The organism is Pseudomonas sp. TH06 (assembly GCF_016651305.1).
Lineage (GTDB): Bacteria > Pseudomonadota > Gammaproteobacteria > Pseudomonadales > Pseudomonadaceae > Aquipseudomonas.
Genome location: NZ_JAEKEC010000001.1, coordinates 2,456,837 through 2,481,202, shown reverse-complemented (window position 1 = coordinate 2,481,202; position 24,366 = coordinate 2,456,837). Strand labels below are relative to the sequence as shown.

Below are 24,366 nucleotides of genomic sequence, written 5' to 3'. Positions count from 1 at the left end.
CTCACTGCAAGCGGTTGCGCAAAGCGGCAACCATGTTGAAAGTTTGAGTGGCCACCTGATTGTTCGGGTCGGTAAGGGTCAGGCTCAGGCGCACACTGCGAATGCGCGCCGGGTCGCCGGGATTGTTGCTGTAGGTCGAGGCCGATACGTCGGTCGCGGAAGTGGCCATACCGAAAGTAACGGTGAAGGCGCTGACATTATTAACCAGCACCTGTTGAGTTGGCGTGCCACTGCCGGTGCCCATCAGTATCTGGTTGTTGCTGAAACTGTAGATCAGGCGACGCAGCGGAAAGTTGATCAACCCACTCGTCGCGCTACGCACTCCGGTATACGCCGTGGCACTGTTGCGGCAATCGGAAACCACCGTCCAGGTCGGCGTCCCGCCACCGCTGCCGATGTCCGCCGTCACCATCGTCAGTTTGAGGTTGGCGTTGTCCCAAATGATCGGCGTGATCTGCGCAGCAGCAAAATCCCCCGCCGTACTCGAATCGGTAATGCTGCCGAGGCAACCGAACATCCCGACCATACGGATTTCCTGAATCATCTTGCTCAAGACGAAACGGGCATCTTCCTGCATCGCGGCGGCGCTGTTCTGGCTGACATAGGTGTTTTTCGCGGAAATGAATATCTGCACCACCCCTAGCACCACGATCAGCCCCAACGTCAGGGCAATGAGCATTTCTATCAGCCCGAAGCCGCGGTTATGCTGCCTCATGGCGTAGTCACCGGATCGACCGCAGCGCGGCTATTCAGCACAAAGCTACGCGTGGTCCCGGTGGCGTTGGCCGCCCGCGAGTCATTCCAGTTGATGGTAATGGTGTACACGCGTTGATTGAGGGTGATCGTGCCGGTGGCGGTCGGCCCACCGAAATTGGCGATATTGGTGGTGAAATCGTAGAGGTCCTGATCACGGGAAACGTTCAGGTTGCCCGAGGTCGGTGGGGTAACGGTGTAGTCAGCTCCGGAATTGGCCCGGATGCGATCCATCATGTCGTAGGCGATGAAACTCGCCTGACTGGTCATCCGTGAACTGTCGGTGTATTTCAGCGAATTCAATTGGACGGCTGCGGCCCCCAAAATCCCGACCGTCAGAATGAGCAACGCGACCAGTACCTCGATCAGCGTCATGCCCTCCTGCCCGCTTGTGCTCCCTGCCCTCATCCGCAATTTCCACCCAGTTGAATTCGTCCGTTCAAACACACGTTCAGCGTCCTGCTTTGCGTTCCCAGCGTGTAACTGATGGCCACCGCCGTGGACGGGGCCGCCAAACCGCCCAGATTGTTGAAGTCCAGTGCGGTCACTCCAGAGGGTAGCGTCAGAGTCGCACCGCTGCTCATCGCTGGAACAACCCGCAATACATTGGCCGGAGTGCCAGTACTGTCGTAGACCGACAATTCACCGGTCCAGACGCTACCGCCAGCGGTCGGTCGCAGGCGCAGGGTCACGCCTCGATCAATCGCTTCAAGCCGTGCGTAATTGATTGCCCGTTGCAGGTCACCCATTTCGGTGTCGGCCCTGCTGCCTTGTATCGATCGGGTAAACCCCGGCACCGCCAAAGTAATAAGGATCACAAACACGGCGACCGCGACCAGCAATTCGATCAGCGTGAAACCTTTTGAATGATGATCCATCGATGCCCTCCGTTGCCGTCGGCTATACCAGTTACACGCTAGAACATTCGGCCGACCTGTGTCGGTTGATTTGCCCTGCGCGGCGCATGGATTGCACCGCGCAACACCATTCATGGAGGAAATCGTCATGCCGCAACAGGGCTTCAGCCTGATTGAAGTGCTTATGGGACTGGCAATCGGCGCAATTGTTCTGCTGTTGGTCAGTCCGGCGTTCGCCGCGTTGAGAGAGTCGAATCATCGCGATCAGGCAGCGCAGTCATTGCTCGCCGGTATTCGCAATGCGCGCAGCATGGCCCTCACTCACAATCAGAGCGTGGTGATGTACGGCATCAACGGTGACTGGAGTCAGGGTTGGCGAATCATTCTGGATATCAGCGGCAAAGGGCCGGAGGACAGCAGCAATCCGCTGCTGATTGAGCGTGCAGGTGATGCGCGGGTGCCGATTGTCGGCAATTGGGCGGTCAGTCGTTATGTACGATTCAGCAGTCTGGGCCAACCACTGATGCCCGGCCGGGCGTTTCAGGCAGGGACATTACATATCTGCTCGGCTCACGAGCCGGTCAGCCAACTCCAGGTGGTGCTGGCGGCGACCGGTCGAGTGCGCCTGGGCAGTGAAAAGACTGAACAGGCGCTTTGTCAGAAGGCGAAAGGCGTTAAATCGAACGGACGCGCAGTTCTTTAGGCATCGAGAACGTGATGTTCTCTTCGCGCCCGGCCAGCTCATCGGCGCCGGTAGCGCCCCAGGCCTGCAACTGCTGAATCACGCCACGTACCAGGACTTCCGGAGCAGAGGCGCCGGCGGTGATGCCGATTCGCTCGACACCATCGAACCAGCTCTTTTGCAGATCTTCGGCGCCGTCGATCAGGTAGGCCGGCGTTGCCATGCGCTCAGCCAGTTCACGCAATCGGTTGGAGTTGGAGCTATTCGGGCTGCCGACCACCAGCACCACGTCACACTCGTCGGCCAGTTGCTTGACCGCGTCCTGACGGTTTTGCGTGGCGTAGCAAATGTCGTCCTTGCGTGGGCCGCCGATTGCCGGGAAGCGCGTGCGCAAGGCATCGATGACCCGGCTGGTGTCATCCATCGACAGGGTGGTCTGGGTGACAAATGCCAGTTTTTCCGGGTTATGCACTTGCAACTCGGCAACGTCTTTTTCGTCTTCGACGAGATAGATGGCGCCGCCATTGCTGCCGTCGTACTGGCCCATGGTGCCTTCGACTTCCGGGTGACCGGCGTGTCCGATCAAAATGCATTCACGACCGTCGCGGCTGTATTTCGCCACTTCGATGTGCACCTTGGTCACCAGTGGGCAAGTGGCGTCAAACACCTTCAGGCCACGGCCAGCGGCTTCGGTACGCACGGCTTGGGATACGCCGTGAGCACTGAAGATCACGATGACGTCGTCCGGCACCTGATCCAGTTCTTCGACGAATATCGCGCCACGACTGCGCAGGTCTTCGACGACGAACTTGTTGTGCACCACTTCATGGCGCACGTAGATCGGCGGCCCGAAGACTTCCAGGGCGCGGTTGACGATTTCGATCGCCCGGTCCACGCCGGCGCAGAAGCCACGGGGGTTGGCGAGTTTGATTTGCATGCTGTGCCTCGTGTCTTGCGCGCGAAAACAATGAATAACTACCGTGGGAGCAAGCCCTGTGGCGAGGGGATTTATCCCCGATGGGGTGCGAAGCGCCCCCAAGCCCATCACCGCGATTCTGAACGGATCCGCGGTATCAGGTATTGGGGGGTTGCTTCGCACCCATCGGGGATAAATCCCCTCACCACAAAGGCTCCCGTGTACTTTTACAGCGCTTTGACGTTGATGATTTCGACGTCAAAGGTCAGCGTCTTGCCCGCCAGCGGGTGGTTGAAGTCGATGGTTACTTGCGCGTCATCGAATTCTTTCACCACGCCCGGCAGCTCAGTATTGGCCGCATCGTTGAAGATCACCAGCAAACCCGGCGACAGTTCCATGTCGGCAAACTGCGAGCGCGGAATGATCTGTACGTTCTGCGGGTTCGGCTGGCCGAAAGCGTTTTCCGGCTCAACGGTCAGCGTACGTTTGTCGCCTGCCTTGAAACCGAACAATGCCGCTTCGAAACCCGGCAGCAGGTTGCCGTCGCCGACCTTGAAGGTCGCCGGGGCCTTGTCGAACGTGCTGTCGACCGTGTCGCCGTTCTCCAGGCGCAATGCAAAGTGCAAGGTGACTTCCGTGTTCTGACCGATGCGTTGCTCAGCCAATAACTGTTCAGTCATGAACGGCTTCTCCGGTTTTCTTGGATTTGAACATATCCAGTGCCAGCATCACCGCACCGACGGTGATGGCGCTGTCGGCGAAGTTGAACGCCGGGAAGTACCAGCGATTCTGCCAGTGCACCAGAATGAAATCGATCACATGGCCCAGGGCGATGCGGTCATACAGATTGCCCAGCGCACCGCCCAGCACCAGCGCCAAAGCGATGGCCAGCCAGGTTTCGTTACGGCCAAGACGTTTGAGCCAGACCACCAGCACCGCGCTGACCACGATCGCGATCAGGGCGAACAGCCAGCGCTGCCAGCCGGAGCTGTCAGCCAGGAAGCTGAACGCAGCGCCGGTGTTGTAGGCCAGGGTCCAGCTGAAGTAATCGGGAATGATCACGATCTGCTGGAACATTTCGAGCTTGCCTTCGAAGTAGAACTTGCTGGCCTGGTCGATGACCAGAACCAGCAAACTCAACCAGAGCCAGCCCAACCGTCCGAAACGGCCAATGGCATTAGGCATAGTGACGAACCTCACCAGCGCCGCTGATGTTGTCGACGCAACGACCGCAGATTTCCGGATGCTCCGGGTTCACGCCGACGTCTTCACGGCAATGCCAGCAACGGGCGCATTTCGGGAAGGCCGATTTGACGATCTGCAGCTTCAGGCCGCTGACTTCGGTGACTACCGCGTCAGCCGGGGCCTGCACAAACGGCGCGACGCTGGCGGTCGACGTGATCAGAACAAAGCGCAACTCGTTGCTCAGCTTGGCCAGATCGGCGCTCAGCGCCTCTTCGGCGAACAGCGTCACTTCGGCCTGCAGATTGCCACCGACGGCCTTGGCCGCGCGCTGGATTTCCATCTCTTTGTTGACCGCAACCTTCACTTCCATGATGCGATCCCAGTAGGCGCGACCCAGCTCGAAGCCTTCCGGCAGCTCGGTCAGACCTTCGTACCAGGTGTTGAGCATCACCGATTCGTTGCGCTCGCCCGGCAGGTATTGCCACAGTTCATCGGCGGTGAACGCGAGGATCGGTGCGATCCAGCGCACCAGCGCTTCGGAGATGTGGAACAGCGCGGTCTGGCACGAGCGACGAGCCTTGCTGTCGGCGCCAGTGGTGTACTGACGGTCCTTGATGATGTCGAGGTAGAAACCACCCAGCTCCTGCACGCAGAAGTTGTGGATCTTCGAGTAGACGTTCCAGAAACGGTATTCGCCGTAGTGCTCTTGCAACTCGCGTTGCAGCAGCAGGGTGCGGTCTACCGCCCAACGGTCCAGCGCGAGCATTTCTTCTGCCGGCAGGATGTCGGTGGCCGGGTTGAAACCGGTCAGGTTGGAGAGCAGGAAGCGCGCGGTGTTACGGATACGACGGTAGGCGTCCGCACTGCGTTGCAGGATCTGCTCGGACACAGCCATCTCGCCGGAGTAGTCGGTCGATGCCACCCACAGACGCATGATGTCGGCGCCCAGGGTGTCGTTGACTTTCTGCGGCGCGATCACGTTGCCCAGCGACTTGGACATCTTGCGGCCGGACTCGTCGACGGTGAAGCCGTGGGTCAGCAACTCGCGGTATGGCGCGTGGTTGTCGATCGCGCAACCGGTCAGCAGCGACGAGTGGAACCAGCCCCGGTGTTGGTCGGAGCCTTCCAGGTACAGATCGGCACGCGGGCCAGTCTCGTGGCCCATCGGATGCGAACCGCGCAGGACGTGCCAGTGCGTGGTACCCGAGTCGAACCAGACGTCGAGGGTGTCGCTGATCTTGTCGTACTGCGGCGCTTCATCGCCCAACAGTTCGGCGGCGTCGAGCTTGAACCAGGCTTCGATGCCTTCGACTTCAACGCGCTTGGCGACTTCTTCCATCAGCTCGACGGTGCGTGGGTGCAACTCGCCGCTTTCCTTGTTGAGGAAGAACGGAATCGGCACGCCCCAGTTGCGCTGACGCGAGATGCACCAGTCCGGGCGGTTGGCGATCATCGAGTGCAGACGCGCCTGGCCCCAGGCCGGAACGAACTTGGTGTCTTCGATGGCTTTGAGCGAACGCACACGCAGGGTGTCGCCGCTGACCGGCTCTTTGTCCATGCCGATGAACCACTGCGCAGTGGCGCGGTAGATCAGCGGGGTCTTGTGGCGCCAGCAGTGCATGTAGCTGTGTTCGATGACGGTGGTGTGCATCAGCGCACCGACTTCGGTCAGCTTGTCGACGATGGCCGGGTTGGCCTTCCAGATGAACTGACCGCCAAAGAATTCCAGCGACGGCACGTAAACGCCGTTGCTCTGCACCGGATTGAGGATGTCGTCGTTGACCATCCCGTACTTCTTGCAGGTCACGAAGTCGTCTACGCCGTAGGCCGGGGCGGAGTGAACCACGCCGGTGCCAGCGCCCAGTTCGACGTAGTCAGCCAGATACACTGGCGACAGACGGTCGTAGAACGGGTGACGGAAGTTGATCAGCTCGAGTTCTTTACCGGTGGTGGTCGCGATCACCGAACCTTCAACGCCGTAGCGCGCCAGACAGGCTTCAACCAGCTCTTCAGCCAGAACCAGCAGCTTGTCGCCGATATCAACCAGTGCGTAGTTGAATTCCGGGTGAACGTTCAGCGCCTGGTTGGCCGGGATGGTCCACGGAGTAGTGGTCCAGATCACGATCGAAGCAGGCTTGCCCAGCGACGGCAGACCGAACGCGGCAGCCAATTTGGCTTCGTCGGCGATCGGGAAGGCTACGTCGATGGTCGAGGACTTTTTGTTCTCGTACTCGACTTCCGCTTCGGCCAGGGCCGAACCGCAGTCGAAGCACCAGTTCACAGGCTTGAGGCCCTTGAAGACGAAACCGCCCTTGACGATTTCGGCGAGGGCGCGGATTTCACCGGCCTCGTTCTTGAAATCCATGGTCTTGTACGGGTTGGCGAAGTCGCCCAACACGCCGAGGCGGATGAACTCGGTCTTCTGCCCTTCGATCTGCTCGGTGGCGTAGGCACGGCACAGTTCACGGGTCTTGTCCGCGCCCAGGTTCTTGCCGTGGGTCACTTCAACCTTGTGCTCGATCGGCAGGCCGTGGCAGTCCCAACCCGGAACGTACGGCGCGTCGAAACCCGAAAGGGTTTTCGAGCGGATGATCATGTCCTTGAGAATCTTGTTCAGTGCGTGACCGATGTGGATCGTGCCGTTGGCATACGGAGGGCCGTCGTGCAGGACGAACTTCGGACGATCCTTGCCAATCTCGCGCAACTTTCCGTACAGGCCAATACTGTCCCAGCGCTGCAGGATCTGCGGTTCGCGCTGTGGCAGGCCGGCCTTCATTGGGAAGGCGGTGTCCGGAAGGTTAAGCGTGGCTTTATAGTCGGTCATTTAAGGCTCTTCATTAGCGATGGGCGCTAGGTGCGGCTAGTGCACGGGCGGTGGCGACATCCGCATTGATCGCCGTTTTCAATGCCTCCAGAGAGGCGAAGCGCTGCTCTTCACGCAGCTTTTGGTGGAAAACCACCGTCAAACGCCGGTCATACAGATCGCCGGCAAAATCTAAAAGATGCACTTCAAGGTGGGCCTTGCCATCACCTTGCACCGTGGGCCGCACGCCGATATTGGCGACGCCGGGCCAGGTCTTGCCGTCGATATCGACCTCCACCAGATACACCCCGGTGAACGGCACGCGACGACGCTTGAGTTGAATGTTGGCAGTGGGCGTACCCAGTTGCCGGGCCAGTTTCTGGCCATGCAGCACGCGACCGGCGATGCGGTACGGGCGACCGAGCAAACGTTCGGCCAAGGCGAAATCCGCGGCAGCCAACGCGTTGCGCACCTGCGTGCTGCTGACGCGAATGCCATCCAGCTCGACGGTTTGCGCGGCCTCAACGGTAAAACCGTGCATCTGCCCGGCCTGCAGCAGGAAGTCGAAATCGCCGAGGCGATCGCAGCCGAAGCGAAAGTCATCACCCACTTCCAGATGCTGTACGCCGAGGCCGTCCACCAGAATGGTGTCGACGAACTCACTGGCGCTGAGTTTGCTCAGGCGCTGGTTGAACGCCAGGCACAGGACCCGGTCAACGCCTTCGGCCGCCAGCAGTTGCAGCTTGTCGCGCAACCGGGCCAGACGTGCCGGAGCGGTCTCTGGCGCAAAGAATTCCCGTGGCTGCGGCTCGAAAATCACCACGCAGCTGGGTACGCCCAACTCATGCGCACGCTCACGCAGTCGGGCCAGGATAGCCTGGTGACCACGGTGAACACCGTCAAAGTTGCCAATAGTGGCGACGCAGCCCCGATGCTGGGGGCGCAAGTTGTGGAGGCCTCGAACCAGCTGCATAACGCGCTTCTTGCTCATAAAGTGGTCGATTATAACCACACCCGGCGGTCGACGACAGGCAACACCGTAACGCAAAGTGATCGAGCCGACAAAACTGCCGGCCCGCGCCCGTTTATAAAGGGTGAAACCTCAGCTCAAGGCCTTGCGATTGAAGTCCCGCAGGCGGAAACCGAGCAGCAGCAACATGCCGAAATAGGCGACCACACCAGCAACCACCAAAGCGCCAAGACGCAGGAAGCGCTCAAGCATATGGCCTTGATCCCACGCAGGCATGAAATGCATGCCCAGCAGCAGCACCGCCGACATCACTATGACCGCCACCACCAGTTTGAAAGCGAACTTGGCCCACCCTGGCTGCGGCTGATACATCTGTTGCTTGCGCAGTTGATAGAACAGCAACCCGGCATTCAGGCAGGCACCGGCACTGATCGCCAGCGCCAGACCGGCGTGCGCCAACGGGCCAATCAATACCAGGTTGAACAATTGAGTGACCACCAAGGTGAAGATCGCGATTTTCACCGGGGTACGGATGTTCTGTTGCGCATAAAAGCCCGGCGCCAGCACTTTGATCACGATAATCCCGAGCAGACCGACAGAATAAGCAATCAGCGCCCGCTGGGTCATTTCGGCATCGAAGCCACTGAACTGACCGTACTGGAACAGCGATACGGTCAGCGGCTCAGCGAGAATCCCCAGTGCCAGCGAACACGGCAGCACCAGCACAAAGCACAGGCGCAGGCCCCAATCGAGGATTCGCGAATACTCGTGGCGGTCTTTGCTGGCGTAGGTTTTGGCCAGCGTCGGCAGCAGAATGGTACCCAACGCCACACCCAATACGCCGGACGGCAATTCCATCAAGCGGTCCGCGTAATACATCCACGACACCGAGCCTGCGACCAGAAACGAGGCGAAGATAGTGTTGATGATCAGCGAAATCTGACTGACCGACACACCGAGGATCGCCGGTAACATCTGCTTCATCACCCGCCAGACGCCGGTATCGCGCAGATTCAGGCGCGGCAACACCAACATGCCGATCTTTTTCAGATGCGGCAGCTGATAAAGCAGTTGCGCCAGACCACCCACCAGCACGGCCCAGCCCAGGGCCATGACTGGCGGATCGAAATACGGCGTCAGGAACAACGAAAACACGATCATGCTGACGTTAAGCAGGGTCGGCACAAACGCCGGTACCGAAAAGCGGTTCCAGGTATTGAGAATCGCACCGGCTAGCGATGACAACGAGATCAGCAATATATAGGGGAACGTCACCCGCAGCAGATCGGAGGTGAGCTGGAATTTTTCCGGAGTATCGGTGAAACCGGGCGCCGTGGCCCAGATCACCCAGGGCGCAGCGATCATGCCCAGCGCGGTGACCACAGCCAACACCAACGTCAACAAGCCCGAAACGTAAGCAATGAACGTGCGTGTCGCCTCTTCGCCCTGCTGGCTTTTGTATTCGGCCAGAATCGGCACGAATGCCTGCGAGAAAGCGCCCTCGGCGAAGATCCGCCGCAGCAGATTGGGCAATTTGAAGGCGATAAAGAAGGCATCGGTCGCCATCCCGGCGCCGAATGTGCGAGCAATGAGCGTGTCACGAACAAACCCCAAAACCCGGGAAAGCATCGTGATAGAGCTGACGGCGGCCAACGATTTGAGCAGATTCATTGAGGGAATTTGTGCCTGTCGATAAACAGCAGGCGAACAAAGCGCCTACTTGTGCGATACTCCGCGCCGCAGCAGCACAGAGCCAAAGCTCGCGAGTTTACAGGTCAAGCGCCGGAAATAAATATCCCGCCTCTTTATACCTACCACTTAGCGGAACGTTTCAAGTGCCCTTGACAAGACTTCAACTCATCGGCATGATTCGCGGCCTATTTTGTTTGCTATTTCCTAAAAAGTCTTTCGAGGAGCTCGACGGTGGCCAACTCACCTTCCGCCAAAAAACGTGCAAAACAGGCTGAGAAGCGTCGCAGCCACAACGCCAGCCTGCGTTCCATGGTTCGCACCTACATCAAGAATGTAGTTAAAGCCATCGACGCAAAAGACGCTGAAAAAGCTCAAGCTGCATACGTTCTGGCTGTGCCAGTAATCGACCGCATGGCCGATAAAGGCATCATCCACAAGAACAAGGCTGCTCGTCATAAGAGCCGTCTGAATGGCCACGTTAAAGCGCTGAAAGAAGCCGCTTAATCGACGTAGTCATTAAAAAACCGACCTTAGGGTCGGTTTTTTATTGCCTGCGATTTACTGAACGCAGAGCAAAAAAATGTAGGAGTGAGCCTGCTCGCGATAGCGGTTAGCCAGACAAACATTTGCTGACTGACACACCACCATCGCGAGCAGGCTCACTCCTACAGTTGGTTTTGCAGTGTTACTGCTGGACCGGCACCCACGGCAGAATCGGGATTGCGGTCACGGCGTTCTGCGGACTGCCTTCGATCACTCGATCGCTGTAGACCAGATACACCAGCGCGTTGCGTTTCTTGTCGAGGAAACGCACCACCTGCATGGTCTTGAACACCAGCGACGTGCGCTCCTTGAACACCTCATCGCCATCTTTCAACTCACCCTTGAATTTGATGGGACCCACCTGGCGACAGGCGATAGAGGCTTCCGCACGATCTTCAGCGAGACCCAACCCACCTTTCACGCCGCCAGTCTTGGCGCGCGACAGATAGCAGGTCACGCCCTCGACCTTCGGATCATCAAACGCTTCGACCACGATCCGGTCGTTCGGGCCGACGAGCTTGAACACTGTCGATACCTGACCGATTTCTTCGGCCGAGGCCAGCAATGGCAGCGCCATCAACAGACCCAACAATCCTTTTGCTACACGCATCAAGTTTTCCTTAAACCAGAATCAGGTTGTCACGGTGAACCAATTCCGGCTCAGCCATGTAACCCAGCAAACCGACAATCGCATCTGACGACTGACCGATAATTTTTTGCGCTTCCAGCGCACTGTAATTGGCGAGACCACGGGCGATTTCGCGACCATCCGGCGCCACACAGACCACCATCTCACCGCGACGGAAACTCCCCTGCACCAACTTCACACCCACCGGCAGCAAGCTCTTGTTGCCCTGGGACAATGCCGACACCGCCCCATCATCCAGCACCAGCGTGCCGCGAGTTTGCAGATGCCCGGCCAGCCACTGCTTGCGCGCCGCGAGCATGCCGCGCTCAGGCGACAGCAAGGTGCCGATGCGCTCGCCCGCTTTCAGGCGATCAAGCACACGTTCAAGACGCCCACCCACGATGATAGTGTGCGCACCGGAACGCGCAGCCAGACGCGCTGCACGCAACTTGGTCTGCATGCCGCCACGCCCCAGCGCACCGCCAGTTCCGCCAGCAACCGCATCCAGAGCCGGATCATCAGCGCGCGCCTCGTAAATCAGCTGAGCATCAGGATTGTTGCGCGGATCAGCGTCGAACATGCCATCGCGATCCGTGAGGATCACCAGTAGATCAGCTTCGACCAGGTTAGCTACCAGCGCCGCCAGCGTGTCGTTATCACCAAAACGGATTTCATCAGTGACCACGGTGTCGTTTTCGTTGATCACCGGGATGACTTTCAGCTCAACCAGCGCGCGCAAGGTGCTGCGGGCATTCAGGTAGCGCTTGCGATCGGAGAGGTCGTCGTGAGTCAGGAGAATCTGCGCAGTGTGCCGACCATGCTCGGCGAAGCTCGACTCCCAAGCCTGGACCAGACCCATCTGACCAATTGCAGCGGCCGCCTGGAGCTCGTGCATCGCACTGGGTCGTGCGGTCCAACCCAAACGGCTCATGCCGGCCGCCACTGCCCCGGAGGACACCAACACCAACTCGACGCCAGCCTCATGCAAGGCCACCATCTGCTCGACCCAGACACTCATTGCCGCACGATCCAGCCCTTTGCCATCAGCTGTCAGCAAAGCGCTGCCGATCTTCACGACCCAACGCTGCGCACCTGTCACCTTGCTCCGCATCATCTTCAACCTTAGCTTGAGGACAGCGCGACCTGGCACTGCCCGTGACGTTAATCGTGGCTATTGCTGACCAACGATCGATTTCCAGATACTAAAACGCCGCTCGATTGAGCGGCGTTCAAGTTTATCGCAACGGATCAGTCACGCACGTAAATGATTTCCGGACCGTCTTCGTCATCCACATCTTCTTCGTCCCAATCATCGTCACCGATGTCGTGGACCGACTTCACGCCACTGCGACGCAGGGCACGCTTGTCATCCAGCGCCTGCAGTTGCGCACGGGCTTCGTCCTCGATGCGCTGATCGAGATCGGCCAGCTCTTCTTTGTAAGCCGGGTCATTGGCCAGACGATCAGCACGATCTTCCATGTAACGCATGATGTCATGGCACAGACGCTCGGTACCGATCTTGGCGATGGCCGAGATCACGTAAACCGGACCAGTCCACTCCAGGCGATCAACGATTTCCTTGACGCGCTCTTCGTGCTCTTCTTCAAGGATCTGGTCGCACTTGTTCAGCACCAGCCAGCGATCACGCTCAGCCAGAGACGGGCTGAACTTGATCAGTTCGTTGACAATTACTTCCGCAGCATCCGGCGCACTGGTGTCATCCAGCGGCGCCATGTCGACGAGATGCAACAACAGACGCGTACGCGCCAAGTGCTTGAGGAAGCGGATACCCAGGCCAGCACCGTCGGAAGCACCTTCGATCAGGCCCGGGATGTCGGCCACGACGAAGCTCTTCCAGCGATCGACGCTGACCACACCGAGGTTTGGCACCAGCGTGGTGAACGGGTAGTCGGCAACTTTCGGCTTGGCGGCCGAGACCGAACGGATGAAGGTACTTTTACCGGCGTTCGGCAAGCCCAGCAGACCGACGTCAGCCAGCACTTTCATTTCCAGTTTCAGGTCACGCTGCTCACCCGGTTTACCCGGCGTGGTCTGGCGTGGCGCACGGTTGGTACTGGATTTGAAACGGGTGTTACCCAGACCGTGCCAACCGCCCTGTACGACCATCAACTTCTGGCCGGCCTTGGTCAGGTCGCCGATGACTTCCTGAGTCGCCGAGTCGATCACGGTCGTACCGACCGGAACGCGCAGGATCAGGTCCTCACCTTTCTTGCCGGTGCAGTCGGTGCTGCCGCCGTTGGAGCCACGCTCGGCATCGAAGTGCCGGGTGTAACGGTAGTCGACCAGAGTGTTCAGGTTTTCGTCAGCCATCATGTAGATAGAGCCGCCGTCACCACCATCGCCACCGTTCGGACCACCGTTTTCGATGAACTTTTCCCGACGGAAACTCATGGCGCCATTGCCGCCATCACCAGCCTTTACGCGAATCGATACTTCATCAACAAACTTCATAACCAACGCCTCTCGCCATACGGACGAGCCGAAAAACAATCAAGACATAAGACTCTTGCAAAAATGAGCGCAGCGACCCCAAAACACGACCTGCATCGCACGCCGACAGCCCATACAAACAGTTTTGCAAGAGACTCACCCCACAAACGAAAAAGCCCCGTCGCAAGACAGGGCTCTTCCAGCGATCTCGCGATTAAGCCGCGACAACGCTCACGTAACGGCGGTTGAACGCGCCTTTTACTTCAAACTTGATCACGCCTTCGATTTTAGCGAAGAGGGTGTGATCTTTACCCATGCCTACACCGTAACCGGCGTGGAATTGGGTGCCGCGCTGACGCACGATGATGTTGCCCGGAATGATTTTCTGGCCGCCATACATCTTGACGCCAAGGCGTTTGGCTTCTGAGTCGCGACCGTTACGGGTACTACCACCAGCTTTTTTGTGTGCCATGAGTTCAATTCTCCTAGTGAGGAATTAGGCTGAAATTAAGCCTGAATACCGGTGATTTTGATCTCGGTGTACCACTGGCGGTGGCCCATACGCTTCATGTGGTGCTTACGACGACGGAACTTGATGATGCGGACTTTATCGTGACGACCTTGGGAGATCACTTCAGCCACAACAGTAGCGCCAGCAACAACTGGAGCGCCGATGTTTACGTCGTCGCCATTGGCAACCAACAGAACGCGATCAAAGGTAACGGATTCGCCGGTAGCGACTTCCAGTTTTTCGATCTTCAGGTATTCACCTGGGGCGACTTTGTACTGCTTGCCGCCAGTAACGATTACTGCATAAGACATGGTATTTCTCCGATAATCCTGCTCACCCAGCTCTTTATAAGAAGAGGTATTGGCTGGCATGGCTGCATGGGGCTGGAAGGCCCGCTTGCAATTGCGTAAGGCAGGTGCTGCCCAGGAAGTTCAGGGTGCGCGATTGTACGCAAGGCGCCGCAGGCTTGCAAGTAGCCTTCAGGCGCTGTGAAAGCGTCGCGAGCGAAGGGAAGACAAGGAAAAAACAGGCGAGGAAGCGGAGTTTACGGTTTGTAAATGAGCATTCCGAGCCTGTTTTTGACGCAGGATTACGTGCGTAAAGCCGAAGGCTCCCAGCCCGCAGCAGCTTTCACAGTGCCCGACCGCGCCTTGACAGGTCTGGACGGGGGTCCTAGCATGCCGCGCAACCCTTCTGGAGCGACTCTCGCTGATGCAACCCCAAGCTTTCTACCGCGCGGTGGCGGACGATTTTAGCGCCGTCGACGGCATCATCAAGAAGCAGCTGACTTCCCGAGTGCCGCTGGTATCGAAAATCGGCGATTACATCACCTCGGCCGGCGGCAAACGTCTGCGTCCTTTATTAGTGTTGCTGTGTGGCAAGGCCCTGGGTCGCGAAGGCGACGACATGCGCCTGCTCGCCGCCACCATCGAATTCCTGCACACCGCGACCCTGCTGCATGACGACGTCGTCGACATGTCCGGCATGCGCCGTGGCCGCTCGACCGCCAACGCCATGTGGGGCAATGCCCCGAGCGTGCTGGTCGGCGACTTCCTGTACTCGCGCTCGTTCGAGATGATGGTCGAACTGGGCTCGATGCCGGTCATGAAGATCCTGTCCCAGGCCACGCGCATTATCGCTGAAGGCGAAGTGCTGCAGCTGTCCAAGGTGCGTGATGCCAGCACCACCGAAGAAACCTACATGGAAGTCATCCGCGGCAAGACCGCGATGCTCTTTGAAGCTTCGACCCACAGTGCCGCTGCACTGGCCGGTGCCAGCGCCGAGCAGAGCGAAGCCCTGCGTACCTTCGGTGATCACCTCGGCGTGGCGTTCCAACTGGTCGACGACCTGCTTGACTACAAGGGCGACGCCGAAACCCTGGGCAAGAACGTCGGTGACGATCTGGCCGAAGGCAAGCCGACCCTGCCGCTGATCTACACCATGCGCGAAGGCACGCCTGAACAGGCCGCTCTGGTGCGTCAGGCGATCCAGAAAGGCGGGATCGAAGATCTGGAAAGCATTCGCATCGCCGTGGAAGCTTCCGGGTCACTGGAATACACCGCACAACTGGCTCGTGATTACGTGGCCCGTGCGATCAAGTGCCTCGACGCACTGCCAGCCAGCGAATACCGCGATGCACTGGTTGAGCTGAGCGAGTTTGCGGTCGCGCGTACGCACTGACATCCAAAAGCATGATCAAGAGATCGCAGCCTTCGGCAGCTCCTACAGGGGTTTGTCGATGCTGCGATCTTTTGCTTTTGCCTGCCTGAAAAGCTAAAACCCTATACAATGTGCGACTTTTAGTGATCCACATCCCAAGGAGCCTTAGTGAGCACGTTGCCACCCTGCCCGAAATGCAATTCCGAATACACCTACGAAGACGGCGCCCAACTGATCTGCCCGGAGTGCGCCCACGAGTGGTCGGCCACTGGCGAAGCCGAAGTGGCCGCTGACGATGCTGTGAAGAAAGACTCGGTCGGCAATGTCCTGCAAGACGGCGACACCATCACCGTGATCAAGGATCTGAAGGTCAAGGGCACCTCGCTGGTGGTCAAGGTCGGCACCAAGGTCAAGAACATCCGCCTGTGCGATGGCGACCACGACATCGACTGCAAGATCGACGGTATCGGCCCGATGAAACTCAAATCCGAGTTCGTCAGAAAAGTCTGAACCCGTTGTCATCCATCCCGCGCCCGACGTGGGATGGAGCTTCACCCTCCCCGCTTTCCCCCAGCCAATCCACGCGATAGCCATACGCCAGCCGTTTTGACCTTACGCAATCTTTACCCGGAAAAATTCACAATCCGCCAATAGACACTTGCTATTTGATGAATAAGAATTATTCTCATTGAAACCCTTCAAGGAGATGAGAACCATGACTTATTTGATCGACGCCTGGCTGGATCGCCCACACCCGTATCTCAGAATCCTCCATCGGGAAACCGGTGAAGTCTGTGCGGTGCTTGAAGAAGAAGCTTTGCATGAGTTGCAGGATCAGGGGGATCTGGACGTCAGCAGCCTGAATTCCAGTGAACCGTTGGTGCTCAAGGAGCTGGTGCGCAATCTGTTCCTGTTCTGCTACGCCCGGGCGTTGCGCCCGACCAGCGAACTGCATCACAAGATCGAAGTATGAAACGCGGTAAAAACTGTAGGAGTGAGCCTGCTCGCGATGACGGGGTGTCAGACAACAAATCAGTCGACTGAAAAAACGCTATCGTCGGATCGCCGCCCGGAGCAGGCTCACTCCTACATTAGCCCGCCGTGAAGGCAGGCCAGGAATTACAGAACGTCGAGCAGCTCGACGTCGAACACCAGAACGCTGTGCGGCGGAATGCTGCCAACACCTTGCGCGCCGTAAGCCAGTTCGCTCGGCACGTACAGACGCCATTTGCTGCCGGCATTCATCAGTTGCAGGGCTTCGGTCCAGCCAGGGATCACGCCGCCAACCGGGAATTCGGCAGGCTGGCCGCGCTCGTAGGAGCTATCAAACACGGTGCCGTCGATCAGCGTGCCGTGGTAGTGAGTACGCACCTGGTCTTCACGGGTCGGCTTGGCGCCTTCACCCTGAGTCAGCACTTCGAATTGCAGGCCGGAAGCCAGAGTGGTGATGCCATCACGCTTGGCGTTTTCAGCCAGGAAGGCCAGACCTTCGCCAGCAGCGGCTTCAGCTTTGGCAGCTGCTTCGGCTTGCATGATTTCGCGGATAACCTTGAAGCTGGCGGACATTTCTTCCTGACCCACACGGCTTTCCTTACCGGCGAAAGCGTCGGTCAGGCCTGCCAGAATGGCGTCCAGGCTGACACCCGGTGGCGGGTTATCGCGCAGCTGGTCACCCAGCTGACGGCCGATACCGTAGCTGACGCGGGTTTCGTCGGTGGACAGATTTACTTCGGACATGACACTGCTCCGCTGTGCGGACGGCCACAAGACTTGCCGTGCGTGCACAGCGCGTCCCGGCGCGCCCGGAACCAAAAGGGCGAGCAGACTAGCACAGAAGCCAGACCTGTGGCGCGCCGGGCCTACAGGGCCGAGCGCCAGGCGAGCGGCACTTTCAGGCTTTCCTCGCCACTGGCGCCGAGGCCGCACATTTCATCATGTACCGAGGTGTGTACCAGGTTGAACGGCAACACCGGGAGGCTGTGCAAAAAATCCCGCGCGTGCTCGACCGAGCGTAGCGTCAGCATGTTGCCCTTGAAATCACTTAACGGGTACGCCGTGCCATGCATTCGCGCTTCGAGCAGGTAAATCCCGCCTTCCATGGAAATCAGGTTCAGCTCATCAACCTTCCTGGCGAAGGCAAACACACTTAACTCTTGCAGGTTCATGAACGCACCTCACGCAGTGGCGAGCCAAGACATCTACAGGGATATGCCCGCACGCAACAAAGCACAAGCCACAAACGACACCGCCCGTCTGTTTCGCAACAGACGGGCGGCTTTTTTTAGCATTGATCAATAGGGATCAGTGCTTGGTGACCTTGTCCAGATAACCCATCGCGCAGGCCGAGAGAACGAAGGTCATGTGAATGATCACGTACCACTTCAGGTGCTCGGGATCGACGTTCTTGGCATCCATGAAGATCCGCAACAGGTGGATCGAGGAGATCGCCACGATCGAGGCCGCCACTTTCATCTTCAGCGACGAAGAATCCATGGTGCCCAGCCAGTTGAGCTTCTCCTTGCCTTCATCGATGTCCAGTTGCGAGACGAAGTTCTCGTAGCCGGAAATCATCACCATGACCAGCAAGCCGCCCACCAGCGCCATATCGATCAGCGACAGCAGCACCAGAATCAGATCCGATTCAGCCATCGAGAACACATTGGGAATAACGTGGAAAACTTCCTGGAAGAATTTCAGCGCCAGCGCCAGCAACCCGAGGGAGAGCCCGAAGTAGATCGGCGCCAGCAGCCAGCGCGAGGCATACATTGCGTTTTCGATAAAGCGTTCCATTGAATCTCACACAAGGGGGGTGGTAATCGGCGGCGAGTATACCAGCCACCTGTGACACCCAGAAACTGCCCGAAAATCCGCCACCTGCGCGTGTGTGGCATTTTTTTCTGCTAGTGTCCAAACCATTGACAGCTCAGCGACAGCGGACAGGACGAGTGGAAATGGATGTGCGATTGCCGATAACGACCGCCGGAATTTGCTTGACCCTGCTTCTCGGCGGCTGCTCGCCAAGTGACGAGAAGCACGCGGTCAGCCTGGAAGAAAAAACCGCAAAGTTCGAACAGTCTCTCGATGCCATCAGCGATCCGAAGCTCAAGGACGCCGTCACCGAACTCGGCGGTTCGCTGCTGTTGCTTGAACGCGCCCAGCTCAAACTCGACAGCATTGCGGTAAAAACCGAATACGGCGAAGACGCCCTCGGCATCCTCAAGCACTACCCTGCCCCGCAGGCGCTGGTCGATACCTTCATCAATGGCCTGTTCGTGCTGCACAAGGACGCCAGCTCCGACTACCTCACCGATCTGCAACCGGTCTTCCCGTTCAACCTCAACATTCCCGGCGGCTTCCTGTTTCCCCATGGCGTGGAATGGCAGTCGGTAACCCTGAGCAACAAGCGCGTCATTGCCTACCAGCCAGAATGGTCGGAAACCGATCCGGGCATTCAGTTAAGCCCCTCAAGCTCCAACGTCACCAATCCCGATGACCTGACCGTGACCTACCCGTTCATCGACGGCCTCGACGTGGACAAGAAAACCCAACCACAACCGGTGAGCCTGCAAGGCAAACTGGAAGTGATCGCGCCGCGACGCCTGTTCAGTTTCGATCTGAGTAAAAAGGATGTCGGTCAGACACGTACCGATGACAACCTCAGCGTCAAAGTGCTGAAACTGGAAAAGAACTATGCCGAGGTCGAATTCAGCAACAGCCTGCCGCTGGCTCCGGAAGTCGCCGACGCCCAGCTCAATCCGCTGATCGTTCAGGCCCGTGACGCCACCGGGCAATATCTGGTGCGTGCCGGCTCGATCAACGAGAGCCCGGAGCAGGTGTCCTTCTACGAAAAACAACTGGCCCACCTGCAACAGCAGAAGACCTGGAGCGAGGCGCTGGAAAAACAGCTCGGCGACGAGCAGCAAGCCTTCGAACAACAACACCCGCGCCGTTACAACAAGGTCTACTTCAACGGCCCGATCGAAACGCTGGAAGTCAGCGTGCTCGACTTCTCGTCAGTGACCGTAACCCGAAAAACGCTGGATCTGCCCGTTCGCGCGTTTCAACAGCACACGACGGAAAAAGCCATTCAACCGCTGGATCTGCCGGTGGTGGTGTATGACGATCTGGCCGTGAACTGGCTCAAAGGCGCAAGCCTTACCGAAGAGCAGTTTAAGGCCGGAATTCGTATCCATCAATCGGTAGAGGACCCGAGCGCCGCGCGCATCGAGTTTTCCCATCGCCGTACCTTCAACGATGAATTACTCGGCGATGACTTCAATCCCGGTGAAAGCCCGGTGACGTTCTTCACTGAAAAGCGCAGCGGCAAACTCGACGAACCCATCGAACTGCCGCCCGAGGCTTATAAAGTTGATCCGTTGCGAGCGACGATCACCTACGATTTGAATCTGTTCCCGGAAACCCCGGCAATCGCCGTGGGCTCGATGCCGCTGTTCCTTGCAACGGTCGACAAGAAATCCTACGACGCCAAGTCTCTGCCCAAAGGCCTGGAGATCAAGAACAACACGTTGGTGGTGGACCTGAAACTGTTCCCCGCCAACGAGTGGCGGTTCTTCGTCAAGGACGACAGCGACAATTACCTGAAGCAGATTCTATCGGTCAGCCACGATGCGAGCGCGGAAGGCCCTGCGCTGTTTGGCGTGCATTACTTTTATGGCCATCCAACGCACGTGGAGACCTATCAGCGAACCGACCTCGCCACTGTGCAATACGGCTTTGAGGTCAAACTCGACAAGGCGTCGTTGCCTGAGACTGCGCCTTGAAGAGCACAGTCAAAATATCGCAGCCTGCGGCAGCTCCTGCATGGGTAGGCGTCAATTGAGGCTGCGGCCTCGGCCACCATTGATCTGCCGTAGCTGGGCTTGCAGGTGCAGGCTCCAGATCTGCGGATCGTCGGCCAACTGATAGCCATGCATCGTCAGGCTCTCAACGATAGTGTCGAGGATTGACTCGGCGGCAATCGGTCCGTGGAACGGGCCTTGAGCTTTGATGGCGGAAGGTTGTTCGCCAGCCATGCCGGCAGCGAAGAGCAGAGTCCACATGCCGTTATCGCCGGCCAACGGTTTGATGGCGCATTCGATGCGGGTCACAAGACCCAGGCATTGACGGGTGAGGCAGAGGTTGCGCGACATGGCGGCGACCCTCGGTGAAGCTGGTATTCAGCCCTCACGGGAGGACTGGCTCGATCCAGTGATACTGTCGATATCCTTGAGCTGAGAATAGAAGAAAAGTCCGCCGCGCAAACCCGATAGAACCAAAAGGCGCCGAATGGTCATTGTGTGAATATTGGCGCCAGAGTGATGGCACATTTCCCGAAGATCGACACAAAACAAATAGTGTAGGAGTGAGCCTGCTCGCGATGGCAGCGTGTCAGGCAACATTTCTGCCGACTGACACACCGCCATCGCGAGCAGGCTCACTCCTACAGTTTTACCGCGCCAGGCTTAGGCCGGTTTGGCTTCGGCCAACGCTTCCTGCGCCAATTCCTTCTCGGCTTCCTTGAGGTCTTCTTCGCTGATCATTTCGGCGATGTCGCGCAAGCGCTCGACCACCCGTGCGTTGATGCTGCCTTCAGGGAATTCGCCCTCCTCGTTCGGCGCACCCGCGGGCTCGCCGACCAGTAGACTCAACGCCTCATCAGCCTGACGCACCGCATAAACGTGGAATTGCCCGGCGCGCACCGCCGCCAGCACTTTCTCGTCGAGCATCAGCGTGGCCACGTTGGCTTGCGGAATGATCGCGCCCTGCTCGCCCGTCAAACCGCGTGCCTCGCAGAGACGGAAGAAACCTTCGATCTTTTCGTTGACCCCGCCGACCGCCTGCACTTCACCGAACTGGTTGATCGAGCCGGTGATGGCAAAGCACTGCTTGAGCGGGGTTTTCGACAGCGCCGAAATCAGCGTGCACGCCTCGCCCAGCGACGCACTGTCGCCATCAACGTAACCGTAGGATTGCTCCAGGGCGATGCTCGCGGAAATCGCCAGCGGGAATTCCTGGGCGTAACGGCTACCCAGATAACCGGTGAGGATCATCACGCCTTTGGAGTGGATCGGCTGGCCGAGATTGACCTCACGCTCGATGTCGACGATGCCGCTGCCGCCCGGGTACACCGTGGCGGAAATCCGCGCCGGCACACCGAACGCCGAGTCGCCGACCTCAAGCACCGTCAGGCCGTTGCACTTGCCGACCGCCGCGCCATCGGTGTCGATCAGAATGATCCCGGCGAGCATGTCATCAAGGATCCGCGCCGACACACGACCAGTGCGGGTGGCTTTGGCTTTCAGCGCTCGTTCGATATGACCGGCATCGGTCATTTCATCGCCGGCCAGATGACGGATGAAATCCGCTTCGCTCACCAGTTGGAACAGATCGCCAATACGCGCCGACAACCGCCCTTGGTGCTCGGCCAGCCGTGCGCTGTAAGTCGCCAGACGTGCCACCGCATCGGCGGTCAGCGGCGCCATGCCTTCTTCCGAAGTCCGGGTTTTCAACAGCTGGGCGAATTGCTCCAGGCTCTCGTCGACCATCGGGATGTCTTCGTCGAAATCGACCAGAACGCGGAACATCTCCTGGAAGTCCGGATCGAGGTCTTGCAGTGTGTAGTACAGCGACCGCGCACCGATGATGATGACTTTGACCTGCAACGGAATGTGCTGCGGGTTGAGCGTCACCGTGGCGAAACGGCCCATCTCGCCCAGCGGCGATTCCATTTTCAGCTTGCGCGATTGCAGGGCGCGTTTGAGCGCATCCCAGACAAACGGCTCGCTGAGCATTTTTTCCGCTTCAAGGATCAGGAAACCACCGTTGGCGCGGTGCAAGGCACCCGGACGCAACTGACGATAAGTGGTGTAGAGCGCGCCCTGGTCGGTGGTGTATTCGATGCGGCCGAACAGGTTTTCATAGGTCGGGTGCGGCTCGAATACCACCGGCGCACCACCGCTGGCCGGATGACCGACCACCAGGCTCGGCGCGTATTGCTCTTCCAGCAACTTGCGGGCGACGGCGTCGGTCTTGCTGTCGTCAACCAGTTGCTCGACCACGGTTTTCAGCAGGTAGACCTGCACCGCTTGCAGGTAACCGCAGACCGCAGCATTTTCTGCGTACTTCTCCGACAGTGGCGACAGCAACGGCTGCAAGGCCAGCGTGATGGTTTCTTCGTTGAGCGAACGCAGTTGATTGTTCGACTCGCGCTTCCACTGCGGCAGGCTGGCGAGTTCTTCGTTCAGGCGCTCTTCGAGGCCGGAGATGTCTTCGTGGAAACGCTCACGATCAGCTTCCGGCAACTGCGCGAATTCCGCCTCGTCCAAGGCTTTGCCGTCAAGCATCGGCGTGAAGGCGATGTTGCTGCTGTCGCGGTACAGGGCGACGTCTTTTTCCAGGGCCAGACGCTCGATGATGTCGAGGGCCTTGTCGTAGCGCTGGTTGAAGGCGCGGTCGATGGCGCTTTTTTTCTGCTGGTAGGACGGGTGCTCGAATACCGCCGGAAAAGTCGCCAGCAGATTGTCGATCAAACCGTTGATGTCACCGATGAACGCACCGGCAGTGCCCGACGGCAATTCCAGGGCGCGGGGCTCGCGTGGCTCATCGAAGTTGTTGACGTAGACCCAGTCAGCCGGGGTCTGCAGGCGTTTGCCTTCGGCTTTCAGGTAGCGTTTGACGAACGAGAAGCGACCGGTACCGGGTTCGCCCATGACAAAAACGTTGTAACCGGGGCGTGGCATCGCCACACCGAACTGCAAGGCTTCGACCGCTCGTTCCTGGCCGAGCACACCGCGAAAGGGCTCCAGATCATTGGTGGTAGTGAAGCTGAACTGTTCAGCGGAAAACGGACGGGTCAGCGCTTCGGGCGCTAGACGCAAGCTGGCAGCAACAGGATCAGGCATCGGGCTTCCTTAACAATCAGGCGGGGCAGATAGCGGCATTCTGGCGCTGCCCGTGCCCCACTGGCAAGGCGCGCCATGTGACAAAGCATAGACAACTCGCCCGCTGCGCAGCCGGCCCCCGGAAACCGGGCTTATGACCGAATCTTTTGTAAAAAATCACGGAACTGCGGGAACGTGCCTAAACTCCAAACTGCGCGGCTGGAACTAATACCGGCCCACTGGCTTCGTTTGGGTCTGTTTCGTACAGAGCTTGGGGGGCCAGAACCCTGTCCATTGGTATGCACACAAAGAGAACAAAGCTATGAAACGGATTCTTCTCGGTACTCTCTTCACCGCTGTATCCATCAACGCAATGGCGCAAGCTCCAGGCGGCCCGGATTGCGGTTGGGGCAACATGCTGTTCGAAGGTCAGCGTGGCACCCCGGCGCACTTCCTTGCTTCCACCACCAACGGCACTTCCGGTAACGCCACTTTCGGCATGACTTCCGGCACCAACGGTTGCTCGACCAACGCATCGCTGACCTACGGCGGCAAATCCTGGTTTGCCATGAATGGCATGATGAACGAGCTGTCCGAAGACATGGCCAAGGGCAACGGCGAAGCGCTAACGACCTATGCCGTGGTACTGGGCGTAGCGCCGGAAGACCGTGCGCATTTCGCTGCCGTGACTCACGAGCACTTCCAGCAGATCTTCAGCAAGGCTGACGTGACCGCTGAAGACGTGCATACCAACACCCTGGCCGTGCTGAAATCAGACCCACGTCTGGCCAAGTACGCAACGCAGGCTTAAGCTCGACCCCACCCGCTTCCTTCGG

At 58.6% G+C, this 24,366-nt stretch carries 26 protein-coding genes; 7 read left to right on the top strand and 19 right to left on the bottom strand.

What is annotated here, in order from left to right; genetic code table 11:
- Position 1: 1 nt before the first annotated feature.
- Genes JFT86_RS11170 through JFT86_RS11160 form a run of 3 tightly spaced genes read right to left on the bottom strand, consistent with a single transcriptional unit; the run spans position 2 to position 1,631 of the window.
- Positions 2 to 715: a prepilin-type N-terminal cleavage/methylation domain-containing protein gene (locus tag JFT86_RS11170; RefSeq protein ID WP_201236748.1), complete on the bottom strand. Its 714-nt coding sequence runs from the start codon at positions 713 to 715 to the stop codon at positions 2 to 4.
- On the bottom strand, positions 712 to 1,161 hold the full coding sequence (pilV, locus tag JFT86_RS11165; RefSeq protein WP_201236747.1) for a type IV pilus modification protein PilV: 450 nt from the start codon (positions 1,159 to 1,161) through the stop codon (positions 712 to 714). Before pilV ends, JFT86_RS11170 begins: the two co-directional genes overlap by 4 nt.
- On the bottom strand, positions 1,158 to 1,631 hold the full coding sequence (locus JFT86_RS11160; protein WP_201236746.1) for a GspH/FimT family pseudopilin: 474 nt from the start codon (positions 1,629 to 1,631) through the stop codon (positions 1,158 to 1,160). Before JFT86_RS11160 ends, pilV begins: the two co-directional genes overlap by 4 nt.
- Before the next feature lie 127 nt (positions 1,632 to 1,758).
- Here JFT86_RS11160 and JFT86_RS11155 point away from each other — a divergent pair, with 127 nt between their 5' ends.
- Positions 1,759 to 2,313: a GspH/FimT family protein gene (locus JFT86_RS11155; RefSeq protein WP_201236745.1), complete on the top strand. Its 555-nt coding sequence runs from the start codon at positions 1,759 to 1,761 to the stop codon at positions 2,311 to 2,313.
- On the opposite strand, the gene ispH is transcribed toward JFT86_RS11155, so the two are convergent.
- The 6 genes from ispH to murJ all read right to left on the bottom strand — a co-directional run bounded on the left by ispH (position 2,285) and on the right by murJ (position 9,837).
- The gene (gene ispH, locus JFT86_RS11150) at positions 2,285 to 3,229 is read right to left on the bottom strand and encodes a 4-hydroxy-3-methylbut-2-enyl diphosphate reductase (protein ID WP_034153853.1); all 945 of its coding nucleotides are present in this window, start codon (positions 3,227 to 3,229) and stop codon (positions 2,285 to 2,287) included. The two genes, JFT86_RS11155 and ispH, sit on opposite strands and share 29 nt — an antisense overlap.
- Positions 3,230 to 3,435: 206 nt before the next feature.
- Positions 3,436 to 3,873, bottom strand: coding sequence for an FKBP-type peptidyl-prolyl cis-trans isomerase (gene fkpB, locus JFT86_RS11145; RefSeq protein ID WP_174823805.1), 438 nt, complete (start codon positions 3,871 to 3,873; stop codon positions 3,436 to 3,438).
- 7 nt (positions 3,874 to 3,880) lie between these two features.
- Positions 3,881 to 4,393, bottom strand: a complete 513-nt coding sequence (gene lspA, locus JFT86_RS11140) for a signal peptidase II (protein ID WP_201236744.1) — start codon at positions 4,391 to 4,393, stop codon at positions 3,881 to 3,883.
- Positions 4,386 to 7,217, bottom strand: a complete 2,832-nt coding sequence (ileS, locus tag JFT86_RS11135; RefSeq protein WP_201236743.1) for an isoleucine--tRNA ligase — start codon at positions 7,215 to 7,217, stop codon at positions 4,386 to 4,388. Before ileS ends, lspA begins: the two co-directional genes overlap by 8 nt.
- Positions 7,218 to 7,230: 13 nt before the next feature.
- A complete protein-coding gene (ribF, locus tag JFT86_RS11130) occupies positions 7,231 to 8,169 on the bottom strand; it encodes a bifunctional riboflavin kinase/FAD synthetase (protein ID WP_201236742.1) in 939 nt (312 codons plus the stop codon).
- A 129-nt stretch (positions 8,170 to 8,298) separates the two neighbouring features.
- Positions 8,299 to 9,837: a murein biosynthesis integral membrane protein MurJ gene (gene murJ / locus JFT86_RS11125; protein WP_201236741.1), complete on the bottom strand. Its 1,539-nt coding sequence runs from the start codon at positions 9,835 to 9,837 to the stop codon at positions 8,299 to 8,301.
- A 252-nt stretch (positions 9,838 to 10,089) separates the two neighbouring features.
- Between murJ and rpsT the strand changes: the two genes are divergently transcribed.
- Positions 10,090 to 10,362, top strand: coding sequence for a 30S ribosomal protein S20 (rpsT, locus tag JFT86_RS11120; protein WP_003228351.1), 273 nt, complete (start codon positions 10,090 to 10,092; stop codon positions 10,360 to 10,362).
- Between the two features lie 181 nt (positions 10,363 to 10,543).
- On the opposite strand, the gene JFT86_RS11115 is transcribed toward rpsT, so the two are convergent.
- From JFT86_RS11115 to rplU, 5 genes are all read right to left on the bottom strand, one after another.
- A complete protein-coding gene (locus JFT86_RS11115; protein ID WP_201236740.1) occupies positions 10,544 to 11,011 on the bottom strand; it encodes a CreA family protein in 468 nt (155 codons plus the stop codon).
- A gap of 10 nt (positions 11,012 to 11,021) precedes the next feature.
- Positions 11,022 to 12,140 carry a glutamate 5-kinase gene (gene proB / locus JFT86_RS11110; RefSeq protein WP_201236739.1) on the bottom strand — a complete coding sequence of 373 codons (1,119 nt, stop codon included), beginning with the start codon at positions 12,138 to 12,140 and terminating at the stop codon, positions 11,022 to 11,024.
- Positions 12,141 to 12,277: 137 nt separating this feature from the next.
- Positions 12,278 to 13,501 carry an Obg family GTPase CgtA gene (cgtA, locus tag JFT86_RS11105; RefSeq protein WP_103303602.1) on the bottom strand — a complete coding sequence of 408 codons (1,224 nt, stop codon included), beginning with the start codon at positions 13,499 to 13,501 and terminating at the stop codon, positions 12,278 to 12,280.
- 193 nt (positions 13,502 to 13,694) lie between these two features.
- On the bottom strand, positions 13,695 to 13,952 hold the full coding sequence (gene rpmA / locus JFT86_RS11100) for a 50S ribosomal protein L27 (protein WP_003176049.1): 258 nt from the start codon (positions 13,950 to 13,952) through the stop codon (positions 13,695 to 13,697).
- Between the two features lie 35 nt (positions 13,953 to 13,987).
- Positions 13,988 to 14,302, bottom strand: coding sequence for a 50S ribosomal protein L21 (rplU, locus tag JFT86_RS11095; RefSeq protein WP_007950961.1), 315 nt, complete (start codon positions 14,300 to 14,302; stop codon positions 13,988 to 13,990).
- A 400-nt stretch (positions 14,303 to 14,702) separates the two neighbouring features.
- Here rplU and JFT86_RS11090 point away from each other — a divergent pair, with 400 nt between their 5' ends.
- The 3 genes from JFT86_RS11090 (at position 14,703) to JFT86_RS11080 (ending at position 16,623) form a co-directional block, all read left to right on the top strand.
- A complete protein-coding gene (locus tag JFT86_RS11090) occupies positions 14,703 to 15,671 on the top strand; it encodes a polyprenyl synthetase family protein (protein ID WP_192562456.1) in 969 nt (322 codons plus the stop codon).
- A 147-nt stretch (positions 15,672 to 15,818) separates the two neighbouring features.
- A complete protein-coding gene (locus JFT86_RS11085; protein WP_201236738.1) occupies positions 15,819 to 16,160 on the top strand; it encodes a zinc ribbon domain-containing protein YjdM in 342 nt (113 codons plus the stop codon).
- Between the two features lie 205 nt (positions 16,161 to 16,365).
- The gene (locus JFT86_RS11080) at positions 16,366 to 16,623 is read left to right on the top strand and encodes a hypothetical protein (RefSeq protein ID WP_025108780.1); all 258 of its coding nucleotides are present in this window, start codon (positions 16,366 to 16,368) and stop codon (positions 16,621 to 16,623) included.
- 146 nt (positions 16,624 to 16,769) lie between these two features.
- Here the strand turns inward: JFT86_RS11080 and JFT86_RS11075 are convergent, their stop codons facing one another.
- The 3 genes from JFT86_RS11075 to JFT86_RS11065 all read right to left on the bottom strand — a co-directional run bounded on the left by JFT86_RS11075 (position 16,770) and on the right by JFT86_RS11065 (position 18,440).
- Positions 16,770 to 17,387: an FKBP-type peptidyl-prolyl cis-trans isomerase gene (locus JFT86_RS11075; protein WP_103303603.1), complete on the bottom strand. Its 618-nt coding sequence runs from the start codon at positions 17,385 to 17,387 to the stop codon at positions 16,770 to 16,772.
- A 122-nt stretch (positions 17,388 to 17,509) separates the two neighbouring features.
- On the bottom strand, positions 17,510 to 17,815 hold the full coding sequence (locus JFT86_RS11070; RefSeq protein ID WP_201236737.1) for a DUF6482 family protein: 306 nt from the start codon (positions 17,813 to 17,815) through the stop codon (positions 17,510 to 17,512).
- Between the two features lie 136 nt (positions 17,816 to 17,951).
- A complete protein-coding gene (locus tag JFT86_RS11065) occupies positions 17,952 to 18,440 on the bottom strand; it encodes a TIGR00645 family protein (RefSeq protein ID WP_201236736.1) in 489 nt (162 codons plus the stop codon).
- A 161-nt stretch (positions 18,441 to 18,601) separates the two neighbouring features.
- Here JFT86_RS11065 and JFT86_RS11060 point away from each other — a divergent pair, with 161 nt between their 5' ends.
- Positions 18,602 to 20,431, top strand: a complete 1,830-nt coding sequence (locus JFT86_RS11060; protein ID WP_201236735.1) for a hypothetical protein — start codon at positions 18,602 to 18,604, stop codon at positions 20,429 to 20,431.
- Positions 20,432 to 20,482: 51 nt separating this feature from the next.
- Here JFT86_RS11060 and JFT86_RS11055 read toward each other — a convergent pair whose 3' ends face one another.
- Together JFT86_RS11055 and JFT86_RS11050 are read right to left on the bottom strand one after the other, a co-directional pair.
- Positions 20,483 to 20,800: a hypothetical protein gene (locus JFT86_RS11055; RefSeq protein ID WP_103303607.1), complete on the bottom strand. Its 318-nt coding sequence runs from the start codon at positions 20,798 to 20,800 to the stop codon at positions 20,483 to 20,485.
- A 312-nt stretch (positions 20,801 to 21,112) separates the two neighbouring features.
- The gene (locus tag JFT86_RS11050) at positions 21,113 to 23,551 is read right to left on the bottom strand and encodes an ATP-binding protein (RefSeq protein WP_201236734.1); all 2,439 of its coding nucleotides are present in this window, start codon (positions 23,549 to 23,551) and stop codon (positions 21,113 to 21,115) included.
- A 301-nt stretch (positions 23,552 to 23,852) separates the two neighbouring features.
- On the opposite strand from JFT86_RS11050, the gene JFT86_RS11045 reads away from it, so the two are divergent.
- Positions 23,853 to 24,341 carry a DUF3015 domain-containing protein gene (locus tag JFT86_RS11045; RefSeq protein ID WP_007909797.1) on the top strand — a complete coding sequence of 163 codons (489 nt, stop codon included), beginning with the start codon at positions 23,853 to 23,855 and terminating at the stop codon, positions 24,339 to 24,341.
- Positions 24,342 to 24,366 lie beyond the last annotated feature (25 nt).

Coding starts and splice junctions, on each gene's coding strand:
- JFT86_RS11170 (WP_201236748.1), bottom strand. CDS start 715: ATGAGGCAGCATAACCGCGGCTTCGGGCTGATAGAAATGCTCATTGCC.
- pilV (WP_201236747.1), bottom strand. CDS start 1,161: ATGAGGGCAGGGAGCACAAGCGGGCAGGAGGGCATGACGCTGATCGAG.
- JFT86_RS11160 (WP_201236746.1), bottom strand. CDS start 1,631: ATGGATCATCATTCAAAAGGTTTCACGCTGATCGAATTGCTGGTCGCG.
- JFT86_RS11155 (WP_201236745.1), top strand. CDS start 1,759: ATGCCGCAACAGGGCTTCAGCCTGATTGAAGTGCTTATGGGACTGGCA.
- ispH (WP_034153853.1), bottom strand. CDS start 3,229: ATGCAAATCAAACTCGCCAACCCCCGTGGCTTCTGCGCCGGCGTGGAC.
- lspA (WP_201236744.1), bottom strand. CDS start 4,393: ATGCCTAATGCCATTGGCCGTTTCGGACGGTTGGGCTGGCTCTGGTTG.
- ileS (WP_201236743.1), bottom strand. CDS start 7,217: ATGACCGACTATAAAGCCACGCTTAACCTTCCGGACACCGCCTTCCCA.
- ribF (WP_201236742.1), bottom strand. CDS start 8,169: ATGCAGCTGGTTCGAGGCCTCCACAACTTGCGCCCCCAGCATCGGGGC.
- murJ (WP_201236741.1), bottom strand. CDS start 9,837: ATGAATCTGCTCAAATCGTTGGCCGCCGTCAGCTCTATCACGATGCTT.
- JFT86_RS11115 (WP_201236740.1), bottom strand. CDS start 11,011: ATGCGTGTAGCAAAAGGATTGTTGGGTCTGTTGATGGCGCTGCCATTG.
- proB (WP_201236739.1), bottom strand. CDS start 12,140: ATGCGGAGCAAGGTGACAGGTGCGCAGCGTTGGGTCGTGAAGATCGGC.
- cgtA (WP_103303602.1), bottom strand. CDS start 13,501: ATGAAGTTTGTTGATGAAGTATCGATTCGCGTAAAGGCTGGTGATGGC.
- rpmA (WP_003176049.1), bottom strand. CDS start 13,952: ATGGCACACAAAAAAGCTGGTGGTAGTACCCGTAACGGTCGCGACTCA.
- rplU (WP_007950961.1), bottom strand. CDS start 14,302: ATGTCTTATGCAGTAATCGTTACTGGCGGCAAGCAGTACAAAGTCGCC.
- JFT86_RS11090 (WP_192562456.1), top strand. CDS start 14,703: ATGCAACCCCAAGCTTTCTACCGCGCGGTGGCGGACGATTTTAGCGCC.
- JFT86_RS11080 (WP_025108780.1), top strand. CDS start 16,366: ATGACTTATTTGATCGACGCCTGGCTGGATCGCCCACACCCGTATCTC.
- JFT86_RS11075 (WP_103303603.1), bottom strand. CDS start 17,387: ATGTCCGAAGTAAATCTGTCCACCGACGAAACCCGCGTCAGCTACGGT.
- JFT86_RS11070 (WP_201236737.1), bottom strand. CDS start 17,815: ATGAACCTGCAAGAGTTAAGTGTGTTTGCCTTCGCCAGGAAGGTTGAT.
- JFT86_RS11065 (WP_201236736.1), bottom strand. CDS start 18,440: ATGGAACGCTTTATCGAAAACGCAATGTATGCCTCGCGCTGGCTGCTG.
- JFT86_RS11060 (WP_201236735.1), top strand. CDS start 18,602: ATGGATGTGCGATTGCCGATAACGACCGCCGGAATTTGCTTGACCCTG.
- JFT86_RS11055 (WP_103303607.1), bottom strand. CDS start 20,800: ATGTCGCGCAACCTCTGCCTCACCCGTCAATGCCTGGGTCTTGTGACC.
- JFT86_RS11050 (WP_201236734.1), bottom strand. CDS start 23,551: ATGCCTGATCCTGTTGCTGCCAGCTTGCGTCTAGCGCCCGAAGCGCTG.
- JFT86_RS11045 (WP_007909797.1), top strand. CDS start 23,853: ATGAAACGGATTCTTCTCGGTACTCTCTTCACCGCTGTATCCATCAAC.